Raw genomic sequence first — 12934 nt, 5'->3', positions numbered from 1 at the left:
ATGCCCGACGCTGAAGATATAGAAACACTACTGTCTAGTGCAACTCTCGTTCTCTTTGGTACTATTCTGAGCTCGGTCTCTGGACTAATTGAAAGAGTTATCATCGGACGTGCTCTCGGTCCGTCTGATTACGGCGTAGTGAGCGTGTGTATTGCTATTGTAACACTCGCCTCCACTGGATCGATGTTTGGACTAACACAAGGAATCCCTAGGTATATGTCTCGGTTCGAAATGATTTCAAAAAAAAGAGGCGTCTGGGCTAGCGGCTTGGCATTTGCGGGGGCACTTTCAGTCGCTACTACTGGGAGCCTATTGCTATTTGCAGAAAAGATATCAGCACGTCTTCTTGGGAGTTCAGAGTTCACACCTATTCTCAAAATCTTTGTATTATCCATTCCTCTTCTAACCCTACTCAAGATCACTGTTAGCGCAATACGTGGGGAAGAAAATACTATATTTAGAACGTATTCTCAGGACTTACTCTATCCACTCTCACGAATTGGACTTTTAGGAAGTTTACTTTTTGTTGGTATAGGAATAATATCTCCTGCCTTTGCTTATTTCGGAGGTGCAATGATGGCAAGTATTGCCGCAATCTACTTATTGAATCGACTCATGTCCCTCAAGGGATCAGTTGAATGGCATTTTCGAGAACTCGTTATTTTTTCTGCTCCACTCACTGTTTCGATGATGATGTCAATCTTACTAACACGTACAGATACCATCATGATCGGCTACTTCCGTTCATCCACTGAGGTGGGACTCTATAGTGCAGCGTATCCTATTGCAGCAGGTCTCCAACTAGTACTATCGTCATTTGGTTTTCTCTATCTTCCATTAGCTTCACGTCTCGATGCGAAAGGTAAACGAGACGAGACCGAAGCAATCTATGAACTAACAACAAAATGGATTTTTATAATCACTTTTCCTGCTTTCGCTGTCTTTGTGCTGTTCTCGGACGATATTCTTCAATTATTTTGGGGCTCGGGTTATTCAGGTGCAGCACTATCATTATCAATTCTTTCTATAGGTTTCTTTAGTAGTGCGGCTGCTGGCAGGAATAGGGAGACGATCTCAGCCTTCGGATATACAAAATATATAATGTATGCAAATACGCTAGCATTTGTCGTCAATATGTTATTGAATTTATATCTAATTCCGGAGTTTGGGTATTTAGGAGCATCTATATCATCCGCGCTCTCATTTCTACTGCTAAATTTGTTTGTCTACGTCGTCTTGAGTACCAAGTTTGGAGTATCACCTTTCTCAAAATATTCCATAAGGACGTTTATTTCCCTTCCAGTACTAGTCCTTCCTCCAGTAGCCATTTTATCAAGAATTATCCAATTGCCAAGTTTGTTTGTGATACTGGTTTTACCTATATTGGGGATTGTATCCCTAATAACTGTAGCAATTGTAGGTGGTCTTCAACCTGAAGACAAAATTCCGATTTTGCTCATTGAAGAAAATGTCCCATTCACAATCCCGTATGTGAGGGACTGTATACCCAAAGAATAATTGATTAGTGTCCAGCGCAGTCGCCAACTGAACAAGCCGTGAAATTCGATTGGGATAACATCACTGCACGAGTCGCACCCATCTATCGAAACGCACTCTGAAGCTAGCCCTCTTCATAGAACTTTATTCGCCTCATTGGAGTAGCAAAACAAGTCTTTGCCGTTGAGTCACCCACTATTAGACGGTACACTTCCGAGTCGGTTACTGCATCACCGTTTCGCTCATTCCGACCGACTACCGACCTCCCGAAGTGAGATTAGCACGTACACCAATCCTAGCAAACGCGTCAGCGGAACGACCCACGGCTTCCACTCACACTCGGCAGCGTTCTCGTACGCGATGTTCGTACTAAACGCGAGATACTGTCTCGGCATCAAGAGTGCGGGGAGACCCAACAGACCGAGCCATCGTCTAAACGTCGACGAACGCCCTCGAAGGCCAAGCACGACGAACGTGACGCCCTCCACACGAACAGCCGACAGAGCCCACGACTTCAGCGTGCAGTCCCCCATGTTCTCGAACGCGACCGATTCTGACCGTTCGACGAGCTTGTCCGGGGCGAAAATCTCGATCAACCCGAACGCCACGAGAAGTCGTTCAAGCATAAGTAGTTCTTCGACAGCCAATCGGATAATTATACTCTGCCTCAATGTGACAGCGGAGCAACCGACGTGGAGACTAGAGACGTCTCGCGAATGCACAGCCCGGGATCTATAGATTGGAACTACGTGGTCGAAACCTGCGACGGACTCTAGTCGTCCTTATCTTTCAGCCACTCGTCAAGGAGGGTGCGTATCGCCGCGTCGCGATTGTCACGATGATCAGCAAACGCGATGTCGTCGATCTGTTCGAGTTCCTCGTCGGTAAGTTCGATCGTGACCGTCGGCATATCTAGGCCTGCAGAGTTCATGTAGAAGACAACTGTAGGGAAGACAGAAATATGTACGTCAGACAGTTGACTGACCAGCTCAATTCTTGAAAACGACGGTCATGGCACCACAGAACCGCGAGAAAAATAGAATAAATAACGAACGGACGGTTGTACTACTCCGCAATCGTACTCATAAAGAACGACGAGAACACCGTCTGTATACCGAGGACGATCGCCGTGAACGCTACAATATCGTCCATCAACAACGGCAACTCAACGAAGCCACTACTCACCCACTGTATCACGAGGTACGTAGCGTATGTCGCACCACCAGCGAACACCAGTAACCCAAGCGTCGCTGCGTGCTCAAGCTGCAGTCGCTTCAATAACCATCCCATCACGGGCTGCTGTGACTGCTTGATTGGATTTCCGGCAACGGTTGCGAACACACCGAGACTTCCGATTTGAAAGCCACCGATCGCCAGCAAACTACCGGCAATCATCGAGTGCAGGCCGACACTGACCCCACCAACTGCAATCCCAAAGTAGGCGAGTGTCATCACAATTAATCCAAGACCGGACAATACCATCGCTGGTAAAGAAAACAGATACCCCGGAGCATTGACGAGCATGAACTTCACGTGTCGCCAGCCATCCTCGAAACTGTCGAGGGTTGCCTCACCTTCGCGTTCGTGGTACGTGATGGGCACTTCCTCAATGGTCATATCCTGTGCCCCGGCCTCCATAATCATCTCACTCGCGAACTCCATGCCATTGGTCTTCAAATCCAACTCATCAAGTGCATCACGGTCAATTACACGAAATCCACTGTGGGCGTCACTCACCCCAGCCCCGTAGAAGACGTTCAGGAACTTCGTCAGCATCGGATTGCCGATGTACTGGTGCAGCTTTGGCATCGATCCGGGCCTGATGTCACCCTCTAGTCGACTGCCCATCACCATGTCTGCCTCACCATCGTTAACCTTGTCCAACAACCGAGGCAGGTCTTCGAAGTCGTATGTCGTGTCCGCATCACCGATCGCGATGTAATCGCCTCGAGCGTGTGCAAACGCATAGCGATAGGCGTATCCATACCCCGGTTCGTCGGGTGTGACGACGATCGCACCCATTTCACGAGCAATCTCTGGGGTACGGTCACTCGAACTGTCGCTGATGATGATCTCGGTCGTCACGCCGATTTTGCTGATCCCGCGCTTGACCATCTCGATACACTCGCCGATGCCACCTTCCTCATTGAGCGTCGGCATAATAACGCTCAGCGTGGGAGTGACGTCGCTGTCTGCTCCAAGAAGTAAGCCATCACCATCGCCGCTATCGTGTTCTGTATACTGTTCGTCCGTTTTTATGCCATCGTCGTGAATTTCTCGTGTCTCCATTAGCGTCCCCCTGTAGTCTCAATCATCTGCTAGTGCTGGTTTTTGTTCTCGACGCGTCGTTTCACTCGGTGTGATGGGAGAATCACCACATCCGACGCAGGCGAACGACCCATCGACCGTCTTGGTGACGGGCGCGTTGCACTCGATACACTTGATTGCTGCTGCACGTGCTGGTTTTGGATAACGTGACATTTTTGAAATCACTCTGCATTAGTTTGCAAGTAGCTCATTTGATCTCCCTGAATCGTTTTCCGCTACAAGATCAGCTTGGATATATTTCCGTCCGAATATCCCTAACGCTGATACTAACTCAATTATTGTTATTTGACCGATAAGGTATAAGCTTTCTGTTCGACATAATTAAGATCATTATATTTAATAATAGAATACGTGAATAGATGGTTAGCGAAATGTCGTTTCGGTTATTCTTGGCAGAGTCCCGATACAGGGGCCTCTGGCCGAGAAATCACGATCGGATCGGCGCCACCAGTTGTATAAATAACATGATGTGACGCAATCCAGCCGTTGTATCGTTCATTGTCAATTTGTGCTGGTGCGGCAGGGAACAGTTGCGCCCCGGTTGTCGTCCACGATTCCTGCGAGAGAGTCAAACACTGCGGCGGTCGTTCATTGCCGTAGAGCCACTGATACACCGGACGATATGTTACATTCGTCCGTGTCGGGTAGTAGTACGATGCGAGTCGTGAGATATGGCCATCGCTGATCCAGCGTTCTGAAGCGTGCGTTGTCGCGAATGTAGTCGCCTCAAACTCGTCCGGTGTTGTCAACGGCTGAGCGGGGGTCGCGTGCAATCCAAGGAACGCCAATGGAGTACTCACGATGGCACTGAGAACCAAGAGAGGAACAAGAACGGATTGAAAGTTCCCACTGAACCGAATCCCGCTCACAGATCGATACCCGAGTGATACAGCTGCAAGAGCAGCAAGTACTACGGCAGCCAGATGCACAAATATCTGCCCTCTTACAACAATACCTTGATACTCGAATGTCAGGCCACCAGTGAGAGCAAATCCGATTAGCACGAGGGGGCCGAACAACAATGCCACCACGACCTCACCATCCGTGTCGAGATTCGTGATGAAAGGCGTCCCCCAAGATGCAAATATACCGATAACCGTAACAGGTGCCGTCAATAGCAACACCAATGAGGGAGTTGCGGCTGTCCCGGGAAACACAGGTACAAAAAAATTCGCGGCGAAAATCGTACACCCGACAAATAAGAGTCCAAAGGGGAGACCACGTTGCAGTCTCGGGCTCGCCGTGGGAACCCATACACTGAGCATCACAAGCACGAGCAACCACGCAACGAACAATCCAGGTGCCGACGTCACCCGTCCCATTTCTCCCATCTCCAGAATCGAATAATACCCGCCGAGATAGACCCAAAACACAGCAACGAGAAGCACACCGAAGCGAAGTGCACGTGTCTGGAATCGGCGCATGGAGAGCGCGAGCAACGCCGTAACCACCAATGCACCTTCGATCGTGGCAAGAACGTGCGTCAACGGGAGCAAGAAAACGAACACGAACGACAGAAGCATCCAGGAAGAGCGGCCTGTCCGTAGCGCACGATAAAACACCACCGCCAGAAGTGCCACAAAGACGATGCCGGCCCCTTCACTCGTGACGGCAGCAGACCGACCAAGATAGATTCCCTCCACGGCCAGGACCAGCCCAGCAACAGCAGCAGCGAGTCGTGCTTGTGAAACATGCCAGCCACGCTGGGTTCCGATACGACGCACCAGCGACACAGCCACTAGACACGGCACTGCTCCGATGACCGCGATTAATGGCTGTGCAATTCGAAGTGGTGATACTCCGGTTAGTTGGCTCACAATAGTAAGCAACACCGAGAAACTGTATTTGTCCGGCTGGAAATAAGATGCAAAACTCGGAAGATGACCATGCTGCAATGCGTATCTGGCAGGTGCGGCGAACTGAAACCCATCGAGATTGAACGGGAGGTAGCTCCAATACAGTGGAATCGTTCGCATCGCGACCGCGACAAGGAAGACGGCGAGACCGACCAACGCAAACGAGCGCCGATCACTCATCAGAACCACCGTCAGGCATCATCGTATGACTTCTATTCGAGACGGCATCATTTCTAACTAACGTCGTCGGCTGCCGAACAATCAAAGAGCCAGCGACGAAGACCGCACTCAAGAGTATGATAGTGAGACCACCGACGAGACTGCCGAGCACCACAGTTGGCGACAGAGTCGGCGTGATGCGAACGCCGTACACGACCAGATAATCCAACACGGAGAGCAGTGACATCCCGACGAACCCAAGAATCAACGCACTTCCAACCGCGACGAGACCGACGGTAAGTGCATCTGCAACGATCAACCGAAGTACACGCATCGGTGATGCGCCCGTGGCACGATACACTCCAACCGCCTGTCGTCGGGCGTGCACAGCCTGTGCGAACACCGCCGTCGTACTCCCCACAGTCATCGTTCCCGCGAGCGTGACGAGGACGGCCAACAACACCTGCAAGTTTCCGAACGCGGTGTTCAGTGCTCGTGCGATGCCAGTTTTACCACCACTATTTCCGCTGTTGGCGTACGCAGCGACGAGTCGGTCATTACCACTGACCGAATACGATGTCGTTGCCAATCGACGACCATCCGACATCAGAGTGACGGAGTACGAGCCGGGAGCTTGCCTCCCGATATTATACATCGTAGTCGTCGTCTCTCCAGCGGCGACCGAGACTGTCCGCCCCTCGTTCCCGACGCTACCGGAAAGTCGAACATGCCGGGAGAGCGTTTGATTCCAGGGATTGTATAGTCGAACGTGCGCCGCAGTTTGAGACAAGAGACTCGGATTGGTCGGACGGATTTGAACACCCCCCATCAGCGTTCGCCGCGCCGACTGCGTGACTCGAACCATCTTCGAGAGACTTCGATTTCTTGCTGCAACGTGAACAGTGTGCGAACCCGTCGAGTCGAGTGGAAGTCGCACTGTCCCATTTTGCCCGGTTCGAACAGTGGTATTGGTAACGCGAACGGTCGCATTCGCAATTGGGTCACCATCCATCGTCGAGACGATGATGCGAGGCTCGCTGTTCGGTGGTGCTTCTATCGGAAGCCCTCGAACCTGTATTGCATTCTCCGGCATGACCACGATCTCTTGTGTGTGCTCGCCGACTCGAAGCGTCGCATTCCCTGGCTGTGATACCTGAAGACGGACGGTCTCCGATCGTTGTGCATTCGGATCGAGCGTCATGGAAACAGTCTTCGAAGCGTTTCCGAACTGCACCGAAACGTCTCGAGTTCTTGTCTCAGATCCGAAATTTCGGAGGAATACCTCGACTGAGACATTCGAGTTGGCAGTGACGCGACTCGGTTCGGCAACGTCGATAATCTCGATACCGTTCGCTGATGTGGTTCGGTCGAACTGTTTTGGCGTGCGAATGATGTGTACAGAGTTGTTGGACTTTCCCGTAAGATGTCGACCAACGGGAAGTGAAACGAGAAGCTGGTCATCATACAACCCTGGTGCACTGTACGTGCCAACAACACGGACTCTAGCGATTCTAGATTTCGTGCTCCCACCCAGCGTGATTTGGTCGCTGATCTCGATATCGGTCGTTCGAGCGAGATCCACGCCGACGACAGCTTCACTCGAGTCGTTCGGCCGACGACCACGCTCGATGGTCGCATTTGTAACCGCTGCGAAGGTAGAGTAGTTCGCACCGCGGGCAACGACGGGTCGTCCATCGCGAACCGTAAAGAGGAGGATTTCTGCACTTGCGGGAGTCCCCTGTGCACGAAGCGCGTCGGCGTATTGCGCAGGGACGTTACTCGCGACGGGATGTTTCGCCCCTGGCTCCGTGATGGTCGTTCCCTCTGCAGTCATGAGCGGTGTCATGACGCCCCCGATCGACGTAACGAGGAGAACGACCGTGACGAACACCGTAAGCGTTGCAGTGCTCGGACCGAGCGCACGCCAATCAAGCAATCGCAAGCTGAGAAGGCGACGAAGGACGCCCACTTTTTCAGTCTGTGATGGCCGCTTCCGCGCGAACGACCCACTGAGTCGAGACGGTGGCGCGCTGACGGTCGGCCATGCGGCAACCACACCAGCACCGAGGCCGACAAGAACCGTTCCACCGTAGACGGGAAGGAGCACACGCAATACGAGATGCGAGACATGGACAGTAAGCGACGTCGGGAGGCCAGCAAAGACAGCAACGTTGACTGCGAGATGTGGTAAAATCACACCGATCGTGTACCCGACGCCGATACCGACACTGGTCAAGATACCAGCTCGCAATGCGAACAACTGCAAGACTGTGAGCGGACGACAGCCGGTCGAGCGCAGCACACGAATCGCCTGCAGACGATCGCGGACGGTCATCTTCGTGACGCTATAGACCGTCACACCAACCAAAGTCGCCCCACCGATAGCAGTCACTGCCAAAACCGTCAGCAGTTGTCGTGTCCCCGTGAGGAAAAACGCCAGTGCCGATCGCAGTGTGACACCTCGATCGGGTATCCCGGTTGCTGATTGCTCGCTCGGGGGCGTGATGACGAACGCTCCAGATGTCCCCAATCGCGTCACCAGGTCAGGCTGTGCGACGAACCACTCCGAGGGAACGAGCTGGTGATTCGACGGGCGTGGCGTAACATCGACGGTCAGTTGCGTGTTCTGACCACTGAGGCGGATCGATCCCGATTTCGACCTCGTCCCGCTGGTTACGCCGGATTCAGGCGGGCGTGGAATCGACCCCTCAGGTCGCGTTTTGAACACCTGGCCTCCTTGGTTCGATACGCCTGCGACATATCGCGTGTCGCCATTCGGCAAGGTGACCTCAGCTATCGGGACAACGAGTGATGTTTCGCCCGCATTTTGCCGTGCCGTTGTGACTGACTCGTAATAGACAGCAGTACCATCGGTATTGTATTCTTCTGCAATAGTCGTTGTTTGGGTACTGACAGCAGTCACGACGAGCGTTGTGCCCGTCAAAAACCCGACCGTCACGGCGATGACCACCACGGCCAACTTATCGCGGCGAGACCATCGCGTCAATAGCGCACGACGGTACCCCACTTGGTCACCTCGTCGGCGCCGCAGTCACCTGCGCTGGCGACGATCCATTCGCAGTGACGTTCACCCAGAGATGGAGTTCGCGATACGCGTTGTCCGCCGTCGGATTCCGTGGCACGTCGCCTTTGTACAGGAGATATATGAGACGCAGCCGAGTGCCGGTCATCGTTGCTGTAATGTTGTGCGTCGTCCGCCACGTCTCGTTTTGCCCAAGTGTCGTCTGGAATCGTTGTAATTGCTGTTCGTCGTTGACGACCGTCGAGTTATTCCGCGTTGTAACGTTTTGGAGTAATACGACCGCCGAGTAGTTCGTCCGCTCGTGTTCGTGGTTCTCGATTCCGACGATGACTGGTTTGCGTTCTCCCTGGGTGAAATTCGTCGGATAACCATCTGCTACCAACTCGCCGTCGTCGTTCTCGGTCAGCAGATAGAACTCCGAGAACGATTCGCCCTGGTTGGGAACTAACACAGCATACCCAACGCTCGCCGAAGCGAGCACCACACTCACCACGAGGACGACGTTCAACGCGGCATCCGCCCGCGTGTCGGGTTCGAACAGTTCGGAACGCGCATCGCCACTCCACTGCTTGTACGGAACTGAAAACCGCTCATCTTCGGGGAGGTTCCACCGACGAACGGCTGCAATCACCGTCATGAGCAGCGTAAACCCGCTGATGCTCAGGAGGACGGGAACGAGTCGGATTCCCCATGGCGTGAAGTTCAGAACGAGTCCGATAAGCGGGACGATGGCGATGCTCGTCCCGAACGAGAGTGCAACCCGTTCCAAGCCGTCGATTCCTTCGTTGAATCGCGAGAAGCGACCATCGGTTTCCGATGCGTCTCCTTGCCGGTCACTCTCCTCGAAGCCACCGGCTTCCGGGAACAGCGCTGCAATGAACGCATAGCCCGGTGGAAACAAGACGAACGGAAGGCCGAGAACGGCACGAATCGGCGTGTCGTTGAGTCCCGGCACAAGCACGACAACACACGTCGCGATGACGAAACAGATGATAAAAACGAGATCCGCGGGCAGACGCCGAACTGGGTCGGGGAGGAGTAACCACGGATCGACATCACGAGACATTCACTTCTTTCTGGGAAGTTCCCCAATAAAAGTCTCCCGGAGTATAATTATAACTGATTGACCAAATATTCTATCGCTACAAGCAGAAACTGGCAAGGTGTCTGCCCTTCGATACCAATACTAGGGAATGTCCAGATCGATTTGGCGTCGCGTTGGTGTCCTCTTCGTCCTCGGAGTCCTCCTCTTCGGACTCGCCGTCTGGTACGGAACACTCACTCCAGCCCCCGGACTAGGTGTCTATCCGAGCGAAGAACACCTTGCTACAGACTATGATCGCTATCTTGGGACGAAAGTCACAGTCGGGGGCACGGTCGTCGATACCGAACCGATGACGATCAGCGCTGAATACGGTGCCAACGAGCAGATTCGGTTGATCATCACCGACCTCACAGTCGAAGCAAACAAAGGCGACAATTTGCGTGTGTATGGACGAGCTGCTCCAGGCCACACGATTCAGGCTATCAACGCCTTTGCAGTTCCCCCATTCGGACACGTGTATACGTATTCGATATCATTCCTCGCTGGTCTGTGGATGCTTTGGCGTATCATTCGATACTGGCATTTCGATCTGACCGATTGGACGCTCAGACGCCGCACAACACCCCTCCAGCCGAATGTAGTCGACCGCATCCAATCACATATTCACCAATGGAGGAACGACTAATGCCGGATCTCCTCGCTCATGCCTTCATCGCATACTCGATTGCACTCCTCCTGTCCTGGCGCTACGATTGGATTTCACCCGCCTATGCGACAGTTGCGATGGCAGGCGCATTTATCCCCGATTTGACGAAAATCAAGCTCGTAATCAGCAGTGGAACTGTCGAACAGCTATTAGGGATTCCGTTTGATTGGAACGCACTCCATACCGTTGGTGGTGCTACCATCGCAATTCTCATCGGTGTGACGGTCGTCGCACCGCGCGAACAAAGACGAACCTTTGCCCTCTTGAGCGTCGGTGCGCTCTCACACCTGTTCGCCGATGGCCTCCTCCAAAACCCATCCGGGCACTCGTATGCGATGTTGTGGCCGCTCACACAGTATCACCCCCCGACACCGGGGCTGTACCTGAGCACCCAAGCCGAACCAATGATTGTTGCCGCTATTGCGGCGGTCGTGATTCACAATCTCACGAAAGGTCGATTACAGAGGTGACTTTCGTAGCATATCGAGCAATGGATTCGACTAGCGAACTGGTTTCGTGGTTCTCTGAAGAGAAAACCCACTCATTGCAGAGTTTCACTGCATACTCAGCCTTCAGTTAGAAGATGATAGAAGCGTATTGCTTGTTGGCAGGCAATCGTGTCATTCGCTTTCTTCCTCCGCCGTGAACGAGTGCAAGTGTCGTCAATATTCGAATTAGGTTTCGAAACCGTCGGTGATTACTGGACTCCCTCCCTGCTGGATACCTTGTCCACCTCCATAGAGTGTAACGCCAGTCACAAACGTCACATTTTCATCGGGAGAGACGGTGATATGACGGCACAGGTGCAGTACCAAGAAAGTAGAATCCGAACAGTGCACCACTCATCATAGATACGGAATTTGGATTGTATCCCCCGCAGATAATTGGTTAATTACTACCGCCGCCACAAAGCATTTATCATGAGATACCATGTCGTTCAGTGTAGCGAGGATGCCTCTGACAAGACAATAATTCGGCTATTGGATCTGGCGCCATCACCTAGATCCGTCCTCGCTCAACCCCGTTTCTAAAATCACTTAATCTGTCGAGTGCCCGGTCGGTGACGAGTAATTGTCTCTCGTGCTATCGGAATGCTCGACGAGATCAGTCGGTGTCTCAAGGTGTTCTGGAGACATTGCCGCTTCATAAGACGCCACGCGGTTGGTTTCATCCATTTGCATTGCTGGAGACGGTTTAGTTGCGTCTACCGGGACATTCTGGCTAAGTTGTTGCAGTCGGTCTGCCGAGAGAGCGTGTGTCCGTTTTTCCCCGAATGCGACACCACTGGTGACGATCGATCGAATTCCTTCTTCAACGGTCATATCGACATCGACGACACGGTCTTTTCCGACATGGATAACGAACCCACCCATGACAGGATTCGGAGCCATCGGTAAAAACAACGAAACCATCTCGGTATGGCCCGTTGCCTGTTTGACTGTATTGGCCGTCTCCGCAGTCTTGAATGCGACGGCGTACGATCCATCCGCCGGATATTCTACGAGCTTGACTTCTTTGAAACTCTCTGAATCCGAATCAAGAAGCAGTTCGCTCATCTCATTGAAGCTTGTGTAGACTGAGCCAAGACCAGGAATCGACGACATGAAATGATTGAATTGTGTGCCAAAGCGACCATTTCCGGAGCGGTATTCGGCGACGAAACCCAGCACAAAGAGGGTTCCACCGAGCAGTCCGATCGTGATGACCTTCACGAGCAACTCATTTGTTCCTGGTGAGACTCCGGGAACGCTTTTCACGATAAACACGACTGGGTTCAGAGTATTCGAGATGAAGTTGAGCACAAATCCAATAATCACAAATGTGACAATAAGAGGAATCGCAATAGCGACGCCACTGATGAGTGATCGGCGGATGATCTTCTTAGCACTTTGGTGTGCTACCTTTTCATTCATGGAATATCCCCTCTAGAATCTGGAAGGAATGTCATACTCTTGTAACAACAAGGAGCCTTGAAAGTGTTTAGGCCAAAACAGTTGAATCGAAGAGGCTACAATCAGTCATGCTTTGCCTGAATGTTCAGTAGGAAGTGTTTGACATCCTCCCTGCCCTAAAGGACGGGACTATCTCCAATAATCTCCGTAACCGTCCGTGTGTGTTCGATGAATGCAGTGCCTCTCTCGAGAGGTCGGTTGACTCCTCAGTGTGCCCGATGACGAGTGGACCATTTTCGTTCGAAGGCGATTGATGAATTTAGGGCAATTTATAGCATTGTCATGCACCATACACAGAACCTTGCTCATGCAGCCAGTTTATTTAAATTACCCCCAGCACAAGATAAA

General features: G+C 52.2%; 10 protein-coding genes. 3 read left to right on the top strand and 7 right to left on the bottom strand.

What is annotated here, in order from left to right; genetic code table 11:
• Nucleotides 1-1518: a flippase gene (locus tag ACN2TU_RS16050; RefSeq protein ID WP_435156750.1), complete on the top strand. Its 1518-nt coding sequence runs from the start codon at nucleotides 1-3 to the stop codon at nucleotides 1516-1518.
• Between the two features lie 221 nt (nucleotides 1519-1739).
• Here the strand turns inward: ACN2TU_RS16050 and ACN2TU_RS16045 are convergent, their stop codons facing one another.
• The 6 genes from ACN2TU_RS16045 to ACN2TU_RS16020 all read right to left on the bottom strand — a co-directional run bounded on the left by ACN2TU_RS16045 (nucleotide 1740) and on the right by ACN2TU_RS16020 (nucleotide 9949).
• Nucleotides 1740-2123 (bottom strand): hypothetical protein, encoded by a 384-nt coding sequence (locus ACN2TU_RS16045; protein WP_435156749.1) that lies wholly within the window; start codon nucleotides 2121-2123, stop codon nucleotides 1740-1742.
• A gap of 146 nt (nucleotides 2124-2269) precedes the next feature.
• Nucleotides 2270-2407 (bottom strand): ribbon-helix-helix protein, CopG family, encoded by a 138-nt coding sequence (locus ACN2TU_RS16040; protein ID WP_435156748.1) that lies wholly within the window; start codon nucleotides 2405-2407, stop codon nucleotides 2270-2272.
• Nucleotides 2408-2562: 155 nt separating this feature from the next.
• A complete protein-coding gene (locus tag ACN2TU_RS16035; RefSeq protein ID WP_435156746.1) occupies nucleotides 2563-3786 on the bottom strand; it encodes a glycosyltransferase family 2 protein in 1224 nt (407 codons plus the stop codon).
• Between the two features lie 422 nt (nucleotides 3787-4208).
• Nucleotides 4209-5861 (bottom strand): sodium/phosphate symporter, encoded by a 1653-nt coding sequence (locus ACN2TU_RS16030; RefSeq protein WP_435156745.1) that lies wholly within the window; start codon nucleotides 5859-5861, stop codon nucleotides 4209-4211.
• Nucleotides 5854-8868, bottom strand: coding sequence for an FtsX-like permease family protein (locus tag ACN2TU_RS16025; RefSeq protein WP_435156744.1), 3015 nt, complete (start codon nucleotides 8866-8868; stop codon nucleotides 5854-5856). The genes ACN2TU_RS16030 and ACN2TU_RS16025 overlap by 8 nt, the downstream gene beginning before the upstream one ends.
• 4 nt (nucleotides 8869-8872) lie before the next feature.
• Nucleotides 8873-9949: a DUF1616 domain-containing protein gene (locus ACN2TU_RS16020; RefSeq protein ID WP_435156742.1), complete on the bottom strand. Its 1077-nt coding sequence runs from the start codon at nucleotides 9947-9949 to the stop codon at nucleotides 8873-8875.
• A gap of 127 nt (nucleotides 9950-10076) precedes the next feature.
• Between ACN2TU_RS16020 and ACN2TU_RS16015 the strand changes: the two genes are divergently transcribed.
• Together ACN2TU_RS16015 and ACN2TU_RS16010 are read left to right on the top strand one after the other, a co-directional pair.
• Nucleotides 10077-10613, top strand: coding sequence for an OB-like fold-containing membrane protein (locus ACN2TU_RS16015; protein WP_435156741.1), 537 nt, complete (start codon nucleotides 10077-10079; stop codon nucleotides 10611-10613).
• Nucleotides 10613-11104 (top strand): metal-dependent hydrolase, encoded by a 492-nt coding sequence (locus ACN2TU_RS16010; RefSeq protein WP_435157054.1) that lies wholly within the window; start codon nucleotides 10613-10615, stop codon nucleotides 11102-11104. Before ACN2TU_RS16015 ends, ACN2TU_RS16010 begins: the two co-directional genes overlap by 1 nt.
• A 567-nt stretch (nucleotides 11105-11671) precedes the next feature.
• On the opposite strand, the gene ACN2TU_RS16005 is transcribed toward ACN2TU_RS16010, so the two are convergent.
• A complete protein-coding gene (locus ACN2TU_RS16005; protein WP_435156740.1) occupies nucleotides 11672-12547 on the bottom strand; it encodes a DUF502 domain-containing protein in 876 nt (291 codons plus the stop codon).
• Nucleotides 12548-12934 lie beyond the last annotated feature (387 nt).

It is taken from the genome of Haladaptatus marinus (assembly GCF_051194195.1).
The sequence above is the reverse complement of the archived record's forward strand: the minus strand, read 5'-3'. Positions and strand labels throughout refer to the sequence as shown.

Coding starts and splice junctions, on each gene's coding strand:
- ACN2TU_RS16050 (WP_435156750.1), top strand. CDS start 1: ATGCCCGACGCTGAAGATATAGAAACACTACTGTCTAGTGCAACTCTC.
- ACN2TU_RS16045 (WP_435156749.1), bottom strand. CDS start 2,123: ATGCTTGAACGACTTCTCGTGGCGTTCGGGTTGATCGAGATTTTCGCC.
- ACN2TU_RS16040 (WP_435156748.1), bottom strand. CDS start 2,407: ATGCCGACGGTCACGATCGAACTTACCGACGAGGAACTCGAACAGATC.
- ACN2TU_RS16035 (WP_435156746.1), bottom strand. CDS start 3,786: ATGGAGACACGAGAAATTCACGACGATGGCATAAAAACGGACGAACAG.
- ACN2TU_RS16030 (WP_435156745.1), bottom strand. CDS start 5,861: ATGAGTGATCGGCGCTCGTTTGCGTTGGTCGGTCTCGCCGTCTTCCTT.
- ACN2TU_RS16020 (WP_435156742.1), bottom strand. CDS start 9,949: ATGTCTCGTGATGTCGATCCGTGGTTACTCCTCCCCGACCCAGTTCGG.
- ACN2TU_RS16015 (WP_435156741.1), top strand. CDS start 10,077: ATGTCCAGATCGATTTGGCGTCGCGTTGGTGTCCTCTTCGTCCTCGGA.
- ACN2TU_RS16010 (WP_435157054.1), top strand. CDS start 10,613: ATGCCGGATCTCCTCGCTCATGCCTTCATCGCATACTCGATTGCACTC.
- ACN2TU_RS16005 (WP_435156740.1), bottom strand. CDS start 12,547: ATGAATGAAAAGGTAGCACACCAAAGTGCTAAGAAGATCATCCGCCGA.